The following is a 19,039-nucleotide window of genomic DNA, read 5'->3' on the forward strand; positions in this document are numbered from 1 at the left end:
TCCCCCGCGCAAAACGGCAGGGGAAGCTATCAGTTATTTATTATTCTTCCCAGTTTACATAAACCCAACCGGTAATATTTTCGCCGTTAGAGCGCTGTACCATGTAGAAGTAGGTTCCTGTAGGCAGTTTTTCGCCGTTGCTTGCAATACCTGCAAACTCATCGGTATAGTTGCCATTGTAGCCAAATACTTCGGTACCGTAACGGTTAAATATCCTCAGTTTAACAACATCAAGCGCTGTAAGGTCAAACGAGTCATTTTTACCGTCTCCGTTAGGTGATATACCTTTAGGAAGCTCACACATAATAGAAACTATGTCTATATCAGCTTCAATTGGGCAGGCTGTTTCGCCAAGCGGTGTAACTGTAACGGTATACTGTCCTTCTCCAAGGGCAGGCTGTCCGTTAACGCTGCTAAGGATTAGGTTTGCACCTGTACCTACTACTGCGCCTGCTGCATTTGTCCAGCTGAATGTTACCATATCAGCATTATAAACATCATCAGGGAATGCCACACCAAGTTCGTAGTAGTTGTCATCATTACAGCCTGATGTTATTACAATTTCAGGAGTAGGGATTATTACCACTTCAAAGCTGCTTTCAGAAGAACAGTCAGCATTTCCTGCTGCCACAGCATATACATAAACCGTTTGGCTGTCTATTAGCTGGGCGCCTGCCGCAAGGGCCTGGCCTGTTGCTCCAGGGCCTGTGTAGTAAGCGTTTCCGGCCGGTAGTGCAGGAAGTGTATAAATATCACATACAGCAACATCTGCAGGCTCTGCCACGACTGGAGTAGTTGTAACGGTTACAGTAAAGCTGGCCGAATCTGTACATGGTATATCGCCGCTTGAGGCAAATACATAAACAGTTTGTGTAGCATCTATTACAGTACCTGCCGGTATTACACTACCTGCGCCATCGGCTTCGGTATAGTATTCACCCACAGTAAGTTCAGGAAGCGTGTAGCTGTCGCAGGCTGCAATAGCTGCAACTTCTGCCTCAACAATAACAGGGCTTGCCACAATGGTTACCACAAACGAGCTTTCGCTTGTACATACCGGTGTAGTAGTGCTGCTCGCAAGTATGTAAATTGTGCTGCTGTCTGCTACAGTTTCACCGGCAAACAGTTCAACACCGCCACCGTTAGTTTCAGTAAAGTACTGGTTACCTGCCGTAAGCTCAGGAAGCACATAGGCATCACAAACTGTTACATCGTCAAGTTCCTGTGCTTCAGGTGTAGGGGTAACTACTACAGTTACAGTATCAGTGCCTATACAGCCTTCGTTGTTTATGGTTACTTCATAAGTACCGGCTTGGGTTACTGTTATGGTAGTACCTGTGCCTGCAAAAGCAGCACCGTCTTTAGTCCAGCTAATGGTTACATCAGCTACATCAAAGTTACCCGGAACCACGGTAATAGTACCGCTTGTACCCTCACACAGAGAGAAATCAGGTGTAATGGTAAACTCCGGTGTATTGTCTTCAACTACAAGGTTGAATTGTTTAACAGCAAAACATCCTGTTTGTACGTTTTCAATGCGCACATAAAGTGTTTGCAGGAACTGCACTGTGTTTGTAAACGTAGTAGGCAGTGGTGTTGCAGTACCGGCCTCGGCATCAGCCTGTGTAAGGTAGTACTCAATATCATAGTCATACTGTGTAGTGGTTGTTCCGGCTATAATAGCATCTGTATTAGCAGTAAGGTCAAATTCTGCAAATCCGTCGCCATCACACTCGTTCAGGTTTGTAGGGTCTCCTGTTACATCTTCTACATCCGGGTAGAATTCTACAAGTATCGAGCCCTGGCGCACACACTCAAGTCCTTCGGCAGTAGCATTAACACTATATACACCTGTTTCTGTAACTACAAGGCTTGGGCCTGTTTCACCAGGTATAACCTCTCCGTTGTGAGACCATTCAAAGTTATACATTTCATCGTCAAGGTTAGTATTAATGGTTACTTCTTCCTGAGAACATGCTGCTGTATTTTCATCAACAATCATGTCCGGGCCCAGGTTAATGTTACCAAGGTCAAAACTACCACCAAGCAGGAATACTGCCGATGAGTAAGCGTCGTCGCCCTCGTTAGCCACAATCATTTGCATGCTGTAGTCGTGGCCTGCAACAAGTGTAAGGCCTTCCGGTATTATAGCATCCATTTTTTTGGTTTGGCCGTTAAGGTTTATTGGCGAAAGCAGGCCGTTGTAAGTACCAAAGTACTGCTCGTTAGCCGCGCCACACACGCCACCGTCAGGGTGAATGTTAGTTACCAGTATAAGCTGTCCGTTAGGCAGTACCGCAAGGTTCCAGTGCTGATTGGTTTCAAGGTCAGTAAGTATAAAGGCAAACACGTCTGAGAATGTACATTCAAAGCTTGAGTTGCCATATTCTTCAGATGCAAAAAGGAACTTAAACAATGTAGTGCCTTCAGGGATATCTACCACCGGAGAGAAGTTAAACTTAACCGATGTAGAACCGTGTGTATTAGCAGCATTACCGCCAGAGAACTCAGGATATGTGTTAAGAATTGCTTCAAGTGCCGCTTCTTCGGTTGGGTTTTCCCATCCGCCACCAAATGTAGTGTCGTTAGGACCCGGAACATCTGTCTCGGCATCGCCGCTTACAAGCACAATACCATAGTCATATATTTCGCCAGTAGGCTCTGTAAAGTAGAAGCTTGATTCGTTAGACTCCCAGTAGCCAATACCGTTTTTGCCAACGGCTGTACCGGTTACCCACGTAACGTTATCTACGTAAGCACAATCTGATCCAAGGAATACATCTGTTACAAGCTCCGGCACTGTATAATCAGTTTCAGAAACATAAATAGGTGGTTCCGGTGTGGTTATACACAGGTTAAAGCTGGTAGGGTTACTGTTTATGTATGTGGCATATACCTGTACATAATAGGTTTCACCAGGCGTTAGGCCATCTGCAACTGCACTGGCAGAATAATTACAGTACACTTCTTCAAGGCCTTCGCAGCCACCCTGGTATATAGCAAAGCTATAGTAAGAACCTATCTGGTTGCTTAGTGTTATACCATGGCTTTCGCCTGTAGCCTCAAAAGTATACCAAACATCAAAGTCCGGAGCCTCCCATGTACAATCAGATGCAATGCCCGATGATGTAGCACCGCTAATAGTACCTGTAACAAAGTCTAAACAAGTTGCACCTGTATTAACAGGAACTTCAATAGCGCCATCGCAATCATCATTAATAATTGCTGTTGTAAAGGTTACAGGGCCGCTCCAGTTGCTGTTGCCGTCTTCGCCGCCACATATAGCCCTTACATAAATGCTGTACGTAGTACCAGAGGTAAGGTTATCAAGAATAGTTTCAATTTCTGTACCTGTACCGGTAAATGTATTTGCAGGGTCTATGGCATCAGTAGGCTCCGGAGCCGGAGAACCAAACGGAAGCACAACAACTTCCCACTGTGTAGCCTCGCCCATTTCGTTAAAGCTAAATGTAGCCTGTTCAAGCTCTATATCGCTAATAGCAAGTTGCTGCGGTTTAGGGCATGGTGGTGGTGTACAATCGCCTATAGCGGTAAATAGTGTAGTACCCGGTGTACCTGTTCCCGGAGGTTTAACATATATATCTTCAGCATATGGGGTAAGTATTGTAACTCCCTGGTAAACGGTAGACCATCCTTCAAAGTTCCACACAAGTTCAAACTCTTCGCCAGGACACATAGGCACTTCCACCTCAACTGTAGTAGTAGTATAATCTGCCGGTAGTTGCGGGCCAAGTACCGCAATTGGCACACCAGCCTGGTAAACCGTCATTATACCATCATACCAGCCGCCTCCATAAAGGTCGTCAAGTACAAATACATAGTTACACTGGTCTTCGGCCTCACACACTGCTGTGTGTATAGGCAGCATGTCAGATACAGTACTTGAGCCTTCTTCACAAATAAGCCTTACATAAAACTCATAGTTAGTAGCAGCGTCAAGGCCATCTACAGTTACAGGGTTTGTTGTGGTAGTACCGGTAGGTTCTGCATCCGGACCCGGAGCAGGGCTTCCTGCCTCAACCACAAAATATTCCCAGTTACCTTCAGCCGGGCCTGCCCAGCTTATAGTTGCTGTAGTTGTAGTATAGTCTCCGGCAACAAGGTCTTCCGGCGCAAGACACGCAGGGGTATCACAATCTGCCATAGATGAGAAGATCTCTGTACCCACTGTTTCTTCACCGGGAAGCATTTCAAGCAATGTCTGGTCAAAACCGTTTATTATAGTAAGACCCACCTGCGTAGGGGCAGTACCTCCTGTAGTCCAGGTTACTTCAAACGGTGTTTCGGTACATAGCGGAACAGTAATAGTTTGCGTTTGGCCACTTGTAAACGTAGCACCAATTACAGCCACGTTAGTACCGTTTTGAGAAATTGTCATGCGTGAGCCATACCAGCCACCCCACCAGTCACTGTACAGTATAAAGGTATAATCACACTTATCCTCCTCCTCACACACTTGTGTGCTGAAAGCAAACGGGCCTGCCCATTCGCTAAGGCCGTCTTCACAAACCAGCTGTACATAGAATACATAGTTTGTAGCAATGTCAAGCTCTTCTACAAGAGTTGGGTTAGAAGTGGTGTTAATACCGTCTCCATCTTCCGGGGCATCACCGCCGGCTTCTGTTATATAGTAGTTCCAGTTGCCTGTAGCAGGGCCTGCCCAGCCTATTTCAGCCGATGTTGTTGTAGTGTTTGTTACCTCAAGCTCTGTTGGCGCAAGGCAAAGTATATTATCACAATCTACAGTACCGGTATACAGCACACTGTTTTGAACACCCGTGCCCGCAGGCTTAGTATAAAACGTTTGGCCAAAGCCGTTCTGGATGCTTACTCCTACCTCGTTAGCAAAGCTACCGCCAGAGTTCCAGTATAGTTGTATAGGGGTATCATTACACACCTGCACCGGTATAGATATAGGGCCTACACCTGTTGTAAAGGTAGAGCCTACTGTTGCAAGTGTAATACCGTTTTGAGAAAGCGTCATGGTGTTGCCGTTCCAGCCATCTCCCCACGAGTCTGTAAGTACAAGTGTATAGGTACACTGGTCTGCAACTTCACATATCATGGTGTTAAACGGATAAGGGCCCGCCCATGCACTAAAGTTACCATCGCCACAATCTGCCCTTACATAATATTCATAAGCTGTAGAAGGCTCAAGGCCGTCTGCAGTCCAGTTTGTGTTAGTAGTAACGGTTTCACCGGCGCCCGAAGGAATACCTTCTATAGCTTCCTGAACCACTACCTCCCATGAAGTAGCACCGCTTGGGTTTGTCCAGCTAAGGTTAGCCGAAGTCATGCCAATACTTGTAGTAGGCAACCCTACAGGAGGTGCACAAAATACCTGCTGTACCGTAAGGGTGTAGCCCACAGTTGCAGGCCAGCCCGAAGTAGATATCATTATATAATAGGTAGTACCGGCAGTAACCGATAATGAAGGCACTGTAAGCGGCGTCATTTCAAAGTTGTTGTAATCGCCCGCAATACACTCAACACCTATATCAGCACAGCTGTCATAAACAAACATACCGGCATAGTTGCCGTTAAGGTTGCTTGCCTCTATGCTTATTACACCGGTTACAGCAGCCTCATAAGCATAAATAACGTTGTTTCCGTCAAGATAACCCCAGTTTACACCACAACCGGTAGCACCCGGGCTACCTTCATAATTAGTATCGGCATAGTTAGATGTATTATCTGTATCAGAGTAAGGAAGCGTTTCTATCTCTATAGGCGCGCTACAGCTATCGCCCAGCGCAACCGTACTAAAGTTAAACGGCCCTACCCAGTTACTGTAGTTTCCGTCTCCACAGTTTGCCCTTACATAATACTTGTAATCAGTATTTTCTACAAGATCGGTTATAGGAAAGTTAACACCTGTAGAAGTATGTGTAGGCACACCATTAGCAGGTGTAGCCACAGGCATTACCTGCAGGTCAAAAGAATCAGCGTTTGTACCACTGGGGTTAGTCCAGCTAAGTGTAGCCGTAGTAAGGCCAAAGGCAGACGCCGTAAGGTTTGTAGGGTCTAAACACTGAGACACCACATTTACATTGTCAATCGCCCAGCGGTCTCCGGCATCGGTACCCATAACAAAGGCAATGTAAATAGTCTGGCCTGCCCATGCGTTTAGCGAAACAATTTTTTCTGTCCACTCCTGCTGAGAAGGGTTAATTTGCAGCTCTGTCCAGTTAGCAGCCTCCTGGGTAAAGTTGGCTATGTTAGTCTGGTCTGCAAAAGTACCTGTAGTAGTAGAAACAAGAATTTTGTATGTGTTTCCTGAATCTCCGTTTACAAACAGGTGCGACCAAAAACGCAGCTGGCCGTTAGTTGGCACAAGTGTTGCAGGTGTAATAAGCCAGTCAGTGGCAAACGTACCGTTGGTAACGTTTTCACTGTTCAGGTAGGCCGACTTAGTACCCTCATAAGCGGGTTGCTGCGAACTGCCATTACCCTGAATCCAAGTGTTAATTGGACCGGTCTCGTTTACAATGGCCCAGTTTGCAGGACCCGCAGCGTAGGACCCCAAACCGGTGCCCGCAGCCGTCCAGGTACCCTCAAACCCCTCCGGATACTGTGCATACCCGCAGAAGGAAATTAAGGCCATGAAAAGCAATAACGTAATTTTTTTCATAGATTTATATTTAGTAGTTTATAAGATTTCGAAAATAAGGAAAAAAAGTTAACGCTTAACGGCCATTGTTAAAGATTTGACAACATTTCTTTAAAAAAAACAAAATTTATAGCTATTGTTATGAATATAAAAATATACTATACAGTTTTAAAGCAATATCACTACACATAATTCAACCGCTTATATCTCAGCATATTCTTATATTTGCTGGGCTTACACACAAATATGAACAAAAAAATATACTTTGCTTCAGACCAGCATTTTGGCGCACCAACACCTGAGCTGAGCTTCCCAAGGGAACAGCGCTTTGTATCCTGGCTTGACAGTATTAAGCACGATGCACACACCCTTTTCCTGGTGGGCGACCTGTTTGACTTTTGGTTTGAATACAAAACTGTAGTGCCGCGCGGGTTTATTCGCGTACTGGGTAAAATTGCCGAACTGCGCGACAGCGGTATCGAAATTTACTTTTTTACAGGCAACCATGATTTGTGGATGGACGATTACTTTGAAAAAGAGCTTAACATACCCGTGTACCACAAGCCCAAAACCTTTACCTTTAATAATAAGGAGTTCTTTATAGGCCATGGCGATGGCCTGGGCCCGGGCGATAAGGGATATAAACGCATGAAGAAGGTGTTTACAAACCCGGTGTCTAAATGGTTTTTCCGCTGGCTGCACCCGGATTTGGGCGTAAGGCTTGCGCAATACCTTTCGGTTAAAAACAAACTGATAAGCGGCGCTGAAGATGTAACATTTTTAGGAGAAGAAAACGAGTGGCTGGTTTTGTACAGCAAGCGTAAGCTGGAAACAAAACATTATGACTACTTTATATTTGGCCACCGCCACCTGCCTATGGTTATTAATGTAGGCCAAAACAGCGAATACATAAACCTGGGCGACTGGATTACCTATTTTACGTATGGTGTTTTTGACGGCGAGAAGTTTGAACTGAAGGAATATGAATAGATTGTTGGATTTTTAGATTGTTCGACGGTTCGAAAAATAGGTTCCGGATCAATAGAGAATCATAGAAGACATACTATCTCCCCGGAATTTTTTAGGAGTTGATCAATATACACATAATGTCGAAAAATCGAATAGTCGAAAAATCCAACAATCGAAAAATCAATTCATACACAAATCATCAAGGTAGTCAAACAGCTGTGCATGGAAAAGCGCCCCTTCTACAAGGTCTTTTATATTTAAAAGTTCACTGCGGGTTACGGCAAGGTCTACCTGGTTAAGCGGAGTTTTCAGCAAAAACTTATGGCAACGCCCGCGCTGGCAGCAACCGGCACAGCCTATCTCGGCAAAGGTATCGTCTATAATAGCGGCAAAATCCTGCACTTCTTTACCCGAAAGGTAAAAACCCGTTTCCTTAAACACCAGCTGTACCTTATCTTTTAGCACAACATCGTTCTTCTTCCAGAAAAAGGCCACCCCGAAATCATTATAATACAGTTGCTCTACTTGTTTCATTGCAAAATTGATTTGCACAAAAATAACAATTATTTATAATCGTTCTAAATAATTATTTTAAATTTTTGACCCGAGCCATTTTGGCGAACTGAGCGAAGCTAATTATAAATTTTAAATGGAGCTTCACTTACCTCTTAACACGACACAGCTAACTACTTAACGCAACCGAAATCATTTAAAATTTAAAATTCATCATTTAAAATAACAAAAAAACTATTCACAGCGCATGTCCCGCAGCCTCAGCTGAAGGCTAACCTGCCCGTTCCATTCGTTTTCGTCTATACTATACACCGCTTCAAAGTCAGCGCCGTTGCAGGCCAGGTCTTTTTTAGAGGCAAGGCCAAAGCCCACTGCCCCAAAACCCTCGCTTGCACCGTGTTGCTTTATAAACAATTTAAGGTGCGTACCATCAGCCCCAATAGCCTTGCCATAGCCCGTATCGCGCAGGTTACGGCTCAGGAACACGGGTGTCATGTTACCCGGCCCAAAAGGCTCAAACTGTTTTAATATCCGGTGGAATTTAGGTGTAATGTTTACAAAGTCAATCTCGGCATCCACGCTTATCTCAGGCGTTAAAAGCGCAGGGTCAATAGTTGATGCCACCACCTGCTCAAACTTATCCCTGAAGGCTTCATATTGCTCCTCCAGCAGTGTAAGCCCGGCCGCATACATATGCCCGCCAAACTGCTCCAGGTGTTCGGCACAGGCCTCAAGGGCGTTATACACATCAAAATCCTTAACACTCCGTGCAGAAGCCGCCAGCTTATCGCCACTCTTGGTAAACACCAGCGTGGGCCTGTAATACGTCTCGGTTAACCGCGAAGCCACAATACCTATTACCCCCTTGTGCCAGTCTTCCTGAAACACCACGGTGGTAAAGCGGTTGTGGTCGCCGCGCTCGTCTATCTGCCGCAGGGCCTCTACGGTAATTTGCTTGTCCAGGTCTTTACGATCGGCATTAAGCTGCTCAATCTGCCCGGCAAATTCTTCAGCCTGGTTCAAGTTGAATTCAGTAAGCAGCTGCACTGCATACTTACCGTGCTTAATTCGACCGGCAGCATTAATACGTGGTGCGATAACAAATACCACATCGCTTATAACCAGTTCTTTTCGCTTAAGGTTTTGGATGAGCGCCTTTATACCCGGCCTGGGCTTGGTATTGATAACCTGTAGGCCAAATTTAGCCAGCACACGGTTCTCTCCGGTAATGGGCACAATATCGGCCGCAATAGCCGTAGCCACCAGGTCGAGGTACGGCATTAAATCCAGAATGGTTTGCCCACGGTTGCCCGCCAGTGCCTGCACCAGCTTAAAGCCCACGCCGCAGCCGCACAACTCATCATACGGGTAGGTGCAATCGTCGCGCTTGGGGTCGAGCACCGCAGCAGCATCGGGCAGGGTATCGCCCGGGCGGTGGTGGTCGCAGATGATGAAGTCGATGCTCTTAGCTTTGGCATATTCCACCTTATCGATTGACTTGATGCCACAGTCAAGCGCAATAATCAGCGTGCAGCCGTTGTCATCGGCATAATCAATCCCTGCTGTTGAAACGCCATACCCTTCAGCATAGCGGTCGGGTATATACGTATCCACATTCAGGTAAACCGACTTCAGGTAAGACGACATGAGCGCCACGGCGGTAGTGCCGTCTACATCATAATCGCCAAAGACCAGTATGTTTTCGTTATTTTCAATGGCCTGCTCAATGCGCTGCACAGCCTTATCCATATCCTTCATAAGGTACGGGTCGTGCAAATCATCCAGGCTCGGGCGGAAGAACTGCCGTGCCTCGTCAAACGTTTGTACACCCCGCTGCACCAGCAGCCCGGCAATAACGGTATCTACTCCCAGTGCATCGGCCAGTTCTTGGGTGGTATGAAGATTTGGGGTGGGTTTGAGGTTCCAGCGCATGGTTTTGTGATTGATGCCGAAATTACTGCCAAAAAAAGTTTTGCGCAATTTATATTGATTTATTTTGTAGGTTTGCAAAATGAAAACCTCACAACATGAATATTATTGTAAAACGGTCCGTCCTGTACTACATTCACAAATATCCGAAGGCAAGAACAGCGTTATTAACATGGTATCATGAGTTTTTAAAACAGAAGTTCAATAATTTTAATGAGGTTAAGCAGATTTATGGAAATGCAAGCATCGTAGCCAATAACCGCATAGTATTCAATATTAAAGGCAATGATTTCAGGCTTGTAGTTTCAGTTAACTTTAAACAGATGGCAGCCTATATAATTTGGTTTGGCACACATGCTGAATACGACAAAATAGATGTTGCAACAGTAGATTTCGATATCAATATTTTAAACTTTAAAGAAGAGTAATTATGGAATGGAAAGTTTTAAAAACAGAAGCCGATTATCAAAAAGCAGTGCTGCGTACTATGCAGATTTTTAATCCTGAGCAAAATACTCCTGAAAACGACGAGCTTGAACTGCTTTTAGTGTTGGTAAAAGATTATGAAGACAAGCATATAACCATACCTGAACTTGACCCTATTGAAGTTATTAAACTTAAAATGGAAGAGCGCGGGTTAATAGCCAAAGACCTTGAACCTATAATCGGCACAAAAGGTCATGTATCTTCAGTTCTCTCTGGAAAAAGGGAAATCACTTTAAAAATGGCAAAAAAGTTAAGGGAGTTTTTTAACCTGCCTGCAGAAATTTTTATGCAATCGGCTTAAGAAACCAATACGAAATACTCCTTCTTAAAAGATTGCTCCGTAAACTCCGCTCGCAAAGACGGCACCTGAAAAAAATCCGCGTTCATCCGTTCAATCCGCGTCATCCGCGTTCCATAAAAGGGCTACAACTCCCCTACCCGTTTCTCAACATCACCCAAAAGCCTGTTATTCTTCGCTTCGCCAATAACCTGCCCGCTATAAATGCTGTTATGCCCCGATAGCAAATAGGCCAGCACACAGGCAATGGCCACATACACGCCGCACTGCGCGCCAAAAAGCTCCATACCCATAAGCATACACGCCAGCGGGGTATTGGTAGCGCCCGCAAACACCGCCACAAAGCCCATGCCTGCCATAAGCCCCACCGGCAGCGGCACAATGAGTGACAGCGCACTGCCCAAAGCGGCACCGATGAAAAACAGCGGCGTAACCTCGCCCCCCTTAAAACCGGCGGAAAGCGTAACAATAGTAAACACCATCTTCAGGACAAAGTCGTAAGCGGGTAGCTGCGTACCAAACGATTCCACAATTACCGGGATACCCAGGCCTGTGTAGCGCGTGCCAATAGCAAAAACCGCCACCGCCACGATAACACCACCCACAACCGGGCGCAACGGCGGGTATTTTATGTATTGAAAAACTTTAGTAGTCTTATGCGTCAGCTTGCTGAACGCCGCCGCGCAAATCCCAAACACCACACCTGCCAGCACGGCATACAGTATATTTAATGCCGAAACATCAGGCACAATATCAATATAGTAATGTGTGTGCGGCACCTGCCACATACGGGTAACGGTATCGGCAAAAACGGCTGCCATAAACGCGGGGAACACCGCATTGTAACGAATGCGCCCCACATAAAACACCTCAAGCCCAAACACGGCACCGGCCAGCGGCGTACCAAAAACCGACCCAAATCCGGCGGCTATAGCGGCTATGATGAGTATTTTACGGTCTTCGGGAGACAGGCGTAACGGTTTAGAGAGCTGGTCGGCCATGGCGCCCGCCATTTGCAGTGCGGTACCCTCTCGCCCCGCCGAACCACCAAACAAATGTGTAGCCAGTGTGCCCACATACACAAACGGCGCCATTTTAAACGGAATGGTCTTACCGGGGTTGTGTATAGTTGCTATAAGCAGGTTGTTGCCTGCCGCTACATCTTTGCCATAATAGTGGTACAGCAGCCCTATGGCCAAACCGCACACCGGCAGCAGGGCAATAATCCATGTATGGCTTTCACGGAAATGGGTTACCCAATTGAGCGTGACCAAAAACCCCGCCGATGCCGACCCCACCAAAAGCCCTATTATGGTACAAATAACCAGCCAGCGGGCAATAAATACCACGGCAGGATACCGGCCAAAAAAGCCTGAAAATAAGTAGGGATTGCGTTGATTGTTGGGTTCTGAAAAAGGCATACGTTTCCTGATTAAATAGTCATTATTGTTTAATCAGGCGTCATCAGCTCTTAAAAAGCGGTTGGGTAAGGAAGAACACCATTTCCTTTTGTCTTGCGAATGTAGCAAATTTGTTTTGGACATGCAAGCGCACAGCCACAGCATTACGGTTCAAAAACCTCAGCATCCTGGTTTAAAATTTCCGTACCGTTTTTCAATACGGTTAAATAGGCCGGTGGTGCATCATCTTCGCCAATAACGGTAATGCCACATATATAAACATATTTTCCATTAGCAAAACGGTAATAATGGTTGCCCCCGCTCCCTTGTGGTTCAAAACTGCCATTTAAGACAATCAATTCAGGTTTACTATCCATCTTAGCCTGGCGCTTCCAGCTGGCATAACGGTATTTACCATTTTCCATCCTGTCTATACGAATGGTAAACTTATCTGTAAACATAACCATTACAGGCTCTTTATATTCCTTTACAGACTCGTGCACTGTTTCGCGTTCAGCAGCAATAAGCGCCTTCCGCATTTTGGCCTCAACAGGGCTTTGATGGTTAATGCTTATTATATTACCGTCTTCATCCAGCCATATATCACCAGCCCCCAGCATAATTCCGCGCCAACCCACAGCATCCCAACCTTCTCCGTTGCCTGATTTTTTGATTTGCTCAACAAATTCCTTGTCAAACACCTCATCAAAGCGCTTAAAAAACTCCCTTTCATTTTTTATAGATGGCAGGGGGTATTCCCTTTTTAACGGAAAAGCGATGCGCTCCGTAAGCTTCTGCTCATTGTTATCTTTAAAACAACTTACAAAATCAGCTATTACGGCTTTATGGTCTGCCGAAAGGTTTTGGGCATTTGCACAAATGCCGACAAAAAGGGTTAGGGAGAGGAGAAGTTTTTTCATATCAATGCTTTTTTAGCTACAAACCTGATTACAAAACCCGTACCGTTGTGGTAAACACCCTCGCTCAGTTCAATCTCGGTTTCCTCAAGTGTAATAAAATCAAAATCTTCGAAATCGGCTTTTATTTCGTCCAACGAAAACAGGCTCTCGATATCCTTGGGGCCACCCACAGCGGGGTTTTTGGTAACGTATTCAAGGTGCTGTTTGGCGAAAGCCTCAAAAATAACAACGCCGCCTGGCTTGAGGTAACGCACCAGCATTTTATGGTAATCCGACTTAATTTCTGCAGGAAAGTGCGCATAAACAAGCGCTACGGCATCAAATTCTGCCTCGCTGTAACCCAGCTGAGATAGTTCGCCAATGCGGTAATCTACAGCAACATTATTTGCCTCCGCAAGTTGCAGGGCTTTCTTTTTGCCTTCTTCGCTAATATCAAAAGCGTGTGCGTGCCACCCCATTTGCGCTGCGAAAACAGCATTACGCCCTTCGCCCTCGGCAGCAAACAGTATTTTCCCTGCCGGAAGTTTTTCAAGCTGTGATTTCAGGTAATTGTTGGGTGCTTCGCCATAGGCAAAGGCTTCGTCTTTATAACGATCGTCCCAGCGCTGGGTCCAGGTATCTTTCATGGCTTTGAAAATTATTTATAAAACACTGCTTTATCGGACTTTTTTTAAGGTTTGAGTGAAGCTTTGGCCTTCAGCTTCGTTGCGTTAAGCAAAATATAAGCAGAAGCGTTAAGAACGATTTGCTGTTTGAGCGAAGCGAGTTCAAATCGTTTAGCTGAGGCTTATATTTTGTAGCATAAGAAGCTGCTGCCTTGATTTTTTGGTTCTTTTGCATCAAGGCAAAAGAACATTAACCACCCCGTTGCGCCGTGGCGAACACCCTGCGAGGGAGGGGAATACTTACTCAGACGCAAAATCCGTGTTAATCAGCCGAATCCGCGTCATCCGCGTTCCATTTATCGCCTTTTTTCTTCTTTTCAGAAACAAACCCGCCCACAATGGCTACAATCTCGCCTTTGGGTTCTTTTTTGGTAAAGTGCGCCAACACCTCAGCGGCTGTACCGCGCACGGTTTCCTCATGCAGCTTGCTCAGCTCCCTCGATACCGATACCGGGCGGCCTTCGCCAAAGTACTGCGCAAATTCGCCCAGGGTTTTTACCAGCTTGTGAGGTGATACATAAAATATCATGGTACGCGGTTCTTCAGCCAGGGCAATAAAACGCGTCTGGCGGCCTTTTTTATCGGGCAAAAAACCTTCAAAAACAAACTTATCATTCGGCAGCCCACTGTTTACAAGGGCAGGCACAAATGCGGTAGCGCCGGGCAGGCATTCCACATCAATACCATGCTCTACACACGCACGGGTTAATAAAAAACCGGGGTCGGAAATAGCAGGCGTACCGGCATCGCTAATCAGGGCAATGGTTTCACCGCCTTTTAGCCTTTGAATAATACCCTCAACCGTTTTGTGCTCGTTGTGCATGTGGTGGCTGGCCATGTGTGTGCCAATTTCAAAATGCTTCAACAGTTTGGCGCTGGTGCGGGTATCTTCGGCCAGTATAAGGTTAACCTCCTTAAGCACTTTTATAGCGCGGAAGGTCATGTCTTCAAGGTTGCCTATGGGCGTGGGTACAATGTATAATTTACTCATTCACTATTTTAACTGAAACGCTTTTCTACAATAGCCATAAAGCGTTCTTCATATTCCTCTTTATTAGCCCAGTTGTTGTAATCGGGCTTTACCAGGTCGGCTATAAAATCTTTAGCCTCCTCAAACGTATTTAGGGTATTAAGCTGCGAAATCACGCGGTTTAAATCATCGGCACTGCCGCCAAAAAGGTTCTTTTCAAACGCAATACGATCGTTAAGCCCAAGCGATATAGCCCTGCCAAGCGATGTATTTACAGGCTTAGGGGCTTCTGCTTTTGGCGCTTCCGGCTTTGGTTTTTCAGGTTCAGATTTTGCCGGTTCCCAGTCGCGCCAGTCGCGCACCGGTTCAGGTTGTTTTGGCTCTTCAGCATTTGGTGTTTCAACGGGCTTTTCAGCCTCTACCGATTTTTTCGGCTCCCAGTTGCGCCAGTCATCAACAGCCGGAGCCGTTTTAGGCGCATCATTATCCTTACGCACAAACTCAGGCTCTTTATAATCCTGGAAATCCTCAAACGAAATTTCCTTTTGCTTTACAGGCTCTTCCGGAGCAGGTTTACGCTCATAGGCAAATTCAAACCCGGCATCGCTTGGCTCAACCTTGGTTTCAGGGTTTGGCAATATGGTTTGCATTTCGGCATCGGCCGCTTTTTCCTGCTCCTCAATAGTAGCGTCAATTTCTTTTTCAAATACCGCTTTCGCCGATGCTTCCTCGGCTTTTATATCTTCAGCAGGTTTTTCAACCTGTACTTTTACTTCAGGCTCTTCTTCCGGTTCCTGGTGCTCAGGCTGCTCCACTTTGGGTAGTTCAGGTTTTTCTATTTCCTGCTTTGGCTCTTTCGGCACTTCCTCCTCAGCTACTTCAGTTTCCTCACCATCGGCTACAGGGGCCTCCTCTTCTTTTTCCTCTTCCACAGCCGTTTCAGCCTCTGCTTCCGCTTTAGGTTCTGCCTCTTTCTCTTCAGCCACCGTTTCCTCAGCCTCAGGCGCTAATTCTTCCTCAGCGGTTTCCTCCTCTTTTTGCGCATCTGTTTTAGCCTCCTCTGCCGGTTCGGTTTCCTCGCCTTCCGCTACAGGGGCTTCATCAGCCTTTTCCGCTTCATCTTTCTTAGCCTCTTCCGCTTTTTTGGCGCGTGCAGCATCTTCGGCAGCTTCCTGCTCGTTGGCATGCACCGGCGCTACCTCCTCTATACCATATATATCTTCAAGTGTTCCCAAAGCCGAAGCACGCCCTATTGTGGGCTCTGCACCGCCATAATGGTCTTCAACAAATTTTAGCACCGATAGCTTTTCATACAGCTTTAGCACTTCCAGCTGCAACTGGTCAAGTTCGGCCCTGTTTTTAAGTTTCAGTATGCGGTGGGCAATGCTCATCAGTTCGGCTTCTAACTTTTTCTTCATAACTTTTAAGATAATAAGGAGTGGCGCAATAGTTTTTTAATACATTTGTTTTATACACAAAGTAACACAAAACATTTGTGTTTTTATCCCTACAAATTGCAAAATGTTTCTCGAAAATACAGTTAACCATAAAGAACAGTTCGGGTGGATTGAGGTAATCTGCGGGTCTATGTTTTCGGGAAAAACCGAGGAGCTCATTCGCCGCCTTAAGCGTGCGCAGTTTGCCAAACAAAAGGTTGAAATTTTCAAGCCCGCCATAGATACCCGCTACCACGATGAAATGGTGGTATCGCACGACAGCAACGAAATTCGCTCCACTCCCGTGCCCCACGCAGCAAACATCAGGCTGCTGGCACAAAACTGCGACGTGGTGGGCATAGACGAAGCCCAGTTTTTTGATGCCGAAATTGTAGCCGTATGCAACGACCTTGCCAACAGTGGCATCCGCGTTATTGTAGCCGGCCTTGACATGGACTTTAAAGGCAACCCCTTTGGCCCCATGCCTGCCCTTATGGCTACGGCCGAATATGTTACCAAAGTGCACGCCGTGTGTACCCGCACCGGCAACCTGGCCAACTACAGTTTTAGAAAAGCCGCCGGAAACAACCTGGTGCTTTTAGGCGAAACCGAGGAATATGAGCCCCTGAGCCGTGCCGCCTATTACGCCGCCATGAAAGCCCCCGACCCCAAAGGGGAGCAACACACAACGCACGACAGGGCAGACGATAAGGCCGAGAGTTTGTAAGTTTTGCAACATGAAATACATCTCCTTACTGCTTATACTACTGCTTGCGGCATGTAATAATCCTGCAAAAGATGCAACCATTACAGAAGGCGACTTAATACCCTACAGCGAAATTGCCGACACAGAACCGCATTACACAAGGAATATAAAAGACACCATTACTCCCGGCGGCTGGAAGATAACGTATTTGGTTAAAAACGACTCAACCAGGCAAAAAGACCTGTACATACAATGGTCTAAAGGCGGGGTTAAACAAACCTACACCGGTAACCACTTATTAGAACTCCAGTCTTACTTTACGCCTGTATTTAAGACCGAAACCACCGATTATATTTTTATGGAAAGCGAGGTAAGGGGTGGCAATGCCGTATTACTACTACCTAAAAACACCAAAGCCCCGCAGCAATTTTCTTACATAATAGGTTACAACACGGCTTTTGCACAGATAGCATATATACCCGAAAGCAGTTATTCAACTAACGAACTTACCGTAGAGGCTATCGACCTGAAATCGGGCATAAAAAAATCAGTTCAATTTACAAAACCCTGTAGCGTTTTACCTGAAACCTCCTGCCTCTTAAAAGCCGAATTTAACGGCAAAGAAATTAAAATATACGGCAATAGCGATGGAAGCACAAACATAACCGAAATGAAGACCATTGCGTTTTAGCGATATGAAATACATCTCCTTACTGTTTATAGTACTGCTTGCAGCATGTGGGCAGCCCTCACTTTTATCAGACAACATTAAGGCGCAATTGCCAGACAGCACAGACCAGTTTATACCCATAGCCGACACCGATACCACGTATACCAATTATTATAATGTACAGCCGGTAACAACTCCCCATGGCTGGAATATTACCTACATGGTTAAGAACGACAGCACCCGTTTTACCGATGCTTACATACAATGGCAAAAAGGCAATGTAAAAAGGGTGTATAAATACCCGCATGTATTAGAATACCGGGGGCAGTTTATGCCTCAGTTTTTAGACGAGACCGACACCCATATTTTTATGGACCACGCCTGCGCTACCGAATGCCGGGCTATTTTGGCTTTACCAAAAAACAACAAGGATAAAGCTATTGACTTTGAAAGTGTTTTAGGCTTTAATACAAAACTTGGACAGGTAGTAACCCGTACTTTTTTTATAAACGATGAAATTGTCAGAGATGGCAAGCTTATTATAGAAGCAACCGATCTTACTAAAGGCATTACAAAATCTGTAACCTTCAAAAACACGGATTATTCCGTTGGCAACGCCATGATGGATACCGTTATTTTTAAAGGTGACCGTATACTCGTAAAATGGGAGTTTTACAGCGAAGACGAAGAGTTTACAGAAACACAGGTGATACAATTTTAATTACACGTATACGTTTTGTATATTTGTACGTATAATACTTTTTATTATGTCTAAGCTTACATTAAATATAAATGACGACACTATTGCAAGAGCAAAAGTGTATGCGTCTGAACAAAACAGGAGCCTGTCATCTATAATACAGTCTTTTTTGGATAAGATAACACTGGAAAAAGAATCGACAAATAATGTAGAGGAAATTAAAATTTCACCTTTTGTAAGAAGTCTTAGCATAAAGTCTGGCATTCCCGCTGATTTTGATTATAAAAAAGCATTAGGAGATCATTATGCAGAAAAACACAAATAATGCATAAATTATTTTTAGACACTAATGTAGTAATTGACCTACTGGGTGAGAGGGAGCCTTTTTTTGAAGACATTGCAGAAATTGCAACAATAGCTGATAACCAAAATTTAAAAATGGCTGCTTCATCTCTCACGTTTGTAAACACCCATTATGTTTTGGAAAAATCTTATGGCCTGCCAGGGATTACTGATTTGTTGACCCGGTTTAGAATTTTGTGTGAAGTAACCGATGTGAATGAAACAATTATTGACAAAAGCCTACATTCAGGATTTAATGATTTTGAGGATGCGGTACAGTACTTCAGCGCAATACAACATAAATGTGATGTATTTATTACCCGGAATAAAAAAGACTTTAAGAATAGTGAGATTCCTATTATGACTCCATCAGAGTTTTTGGCATCAATCAATAAAAGATAATC

16 protein-coding genes and 1 riboswitch are annotated in these 19,039 nt (G+C 45.2%); of the genes, 8 read left to right on the forward strand and 8 right to left on the reverse strand.

All coding sequences use genetic code 11. From position 1 onward, the window contains the following. Positions 1–40 precede the first annotated feature (40 nt). Positions 41–6,652, reverse strand: a complete 6,612-nt coding sequence (locus AM279_RS12570) for a fibronectin type III domain-containing protein (protein WP_054408382.1) — start codon at positions 6,650–6,652, stop codon at positions 41–43. A gap of 225 nt (positions 6,653–6,877) precedes the next feature. Here AM279_RS12570 and AM279_RS12575 point away from each other — a divergent pair, with 225 nt between their 5' ends. Next, a complete protein-coding gene (locus AM279_RS12575; RefSeq protein ID WP_054408383.1) occupies positions 6,878–7,621 on the forward strand; it encodes a UDP-2,3-diacylglucosamine diphosphatase in 744 nt (247 codons plus the stop codon). 159 nt (positions 7,622–7,780) lie between these two features. Here the strand turns inward: AM279_RS12575 and AM279_RS12580 are convergent, their stop codons facing one another. Together AM279_RS12580 and recJ are read right to left on the reverse strand one after the other, a co-directional pair. Then, positions 7,781–8,134, reverse strand: a complete 354-nt coding sequence (locus AM279_RS12580; RefSeq protein ID WP_054408384.1) for a hypothetical protein — start codon at positions 8,132–8,134, stop codon at positions 7,781–7,783. 213 nt (positions 8,135–8,347) lie between these two features. Next, a complete protein-coding gene (gene recJ / locus AM279_RS12585; RefSeq protein ID WP_054408385.1) occupies positions 8,348–10,045 on the reverse strand; it encodes a single-stranded-DNA-specific exonuclease RecJ in 1,698 nt (565 codons plus the stop codon). Positions 10,046–10,140: 95 nt separating this feature from the next. Between recJ and AM279_RS12590 the strand changes: the two genes are divergently transcribed. Then, complete coding sequence (locus AM279_RS12590) at positions 10,141–10,470, forward strand: type II toxin-antitoxin system HigB family toxin (protein WP_054408386.1); 330 nt, start codon at positions 10,141–10,143, stop codon at positions 10,468–10,470. 2 nt (positions 10,471–10,472) lie between these two features. Beyond that, entirely contained in the window at positions 10,473–10,829 is a 357-nt protein-coding gene (locus AM279_RS12595) for a helix-turn-helix domain-containing protein (RefSeq protein WP_054408387.1), read from the forward strand. Positions 10,830–10,951: 122 nt separating this feature from the next. On the opposite strand, the gene AM279_RS12600 is transcribed toward AM279_RS12595, so the two are convergent. The 5 genes from AM279_RS12600 to AM279_RS12620 form a co-directional block, all read right to left on the reverse strand. Continuing rightward, positions 10,952–12,247 carry a voltage-gated chloride channel family protein gene (locus AM279_RS12600; protein ID WP_173571680.1) on the reverse strand — a complete coding sequence of 432 codons (1,296 nt, stop codon included), beginning with the start codon at positions 12,245–12,247 and terminating at the stop codon, positions 10,952–10,954. Positions 12,248–12,274: 27 nt separating this feature from the next. Then, positions 12,275–12,342: riboswitch (Fluoride riboswitch) on the reverse strand. 48 nt (positions 12,343–12,390) lie between these two features. Then, positions 12,391–13,146, reverse strand: a complete 756-nt coding sequence (locus AM279_RS12605; protein ID WP_054408388.1) for a hypothetical protein — start codon at positions 13,144–13,146, stop codon at positions 12,391–12,393. Further along, complete coding sequence (locus AM279_RS12610; RefSeq protein WP_054408389.1) at positions 13,143–13,772, reverse strand: class I SAM-dependent methyltransferase; 630 nt, start codon at positions 13,770–13,772, stop codon at positions 13,143–13,145. Before AM279_RS12610 ends, AM279_RS12605 begins: the two co-directional genes overlap by 4 nt. A gap of 301 nt (positions 13,773–14,073) precedes the next feature. Continuing rightward, positions 14,074–14,802 (reverse strand): 16S rRNA (cytidine(1402)-2'-O)-methyltransferase, encoded by a 729-nt coding sequence (gene rsmI / locus AM279_RS12615; protein WP_054408390.1) that lies wholly within the window; start codon positions 14,800–14,802, stop codon positions 14,074–14,076. Between the two features lie 8 nt (positions 14,803–14,810). Further along, positions 14,811–16,199, reverse strand: coding sequence for a hypothetical protein (locus AM279_RS12620; RefSeq protein ID WP_054408391.1), 1,389 nt, complete (start codon positions 16,197–16,199; stop codon positions 14,811–14,813). 103 nt (positions 16,200–16,302) lie between these two features. Between AM279_RS12620 and AM279_RS12625 the strand changes: the two genes are divergently transcribed. Genes AM279_RS12625 through AM279_RS12645 form a run of 5 tightly spaced genes read left to right on the forward strand, consistent with a single transcriptional unit; the run spans position 16,303 to position 19,037 of the window. Continuing rightward, positions 16,303–16,944, forward strand: coding sequence for a thymidine kinase (locus AM279_RS12625; protein WP_054408392.1), 642 nt, complete (start codon positions 16,303–16,305; stop codon positions 16,942–16,944). A 10-nt stretch (positions 16,945–16,954) separates the two neighbouring features. Next, positions 16,955–17,614, forward strand: a complete 660-nt coding sequence (locus AM279_RS12630; protein WP_054408393.1) for a hypothetical protein — start codon at positions 16,955–16,957, stop codon at positions 17,612–17,614. A gap of 4 nt (positions 17,615–17,618) precedes the next feature. Further along, a complete protein-coding gene (locus AM279_RS12635) occupies positions 17,619–18,314 on the forward strand; it encodes a hypothetical protein (RefSeq protein ID WP_054408394.1) in 696 nt (231 codons plus the stop codon). Between the two features lie 46 nt (positions 18,315–18,360). Further along, positions 18,361–18,618, forward strand: coding sequence for a DUF6364 family protein (locus AM279_RS12640; RefSeq protein ID WP_054408395.1), 258 nt, complete (start codon positions 18,361–18,363; stop codon positions 18,616–18,618). Then, positions 18,618–19,037, forward strand: coding sequence for a type II toxin-antitoxin system VapC family toxin (locus AM279_RS12645; protein WP_054408396.1), 420 nt, complete (start codon positions 18,618–18,620; stop codon positions 19,035–19,037). The genes AM279_RS12640 and AM279_RS12645 overlap by 1 nt, the downstream gene beginning before the upstream one ends. Positions 19,038–19,039: the final 2 nt, after the last annotated feature.

The organism is Flavobacterium akiainvivens, assembly GCF_001278115.1.
GTDB classification, from domain to species: Bacteria; Bacteroidota; Bacteroidia; order Flavobacteriales; family Flavobacteriaceae; genus Flavobacterium; species Flavobacterium akiainvivens.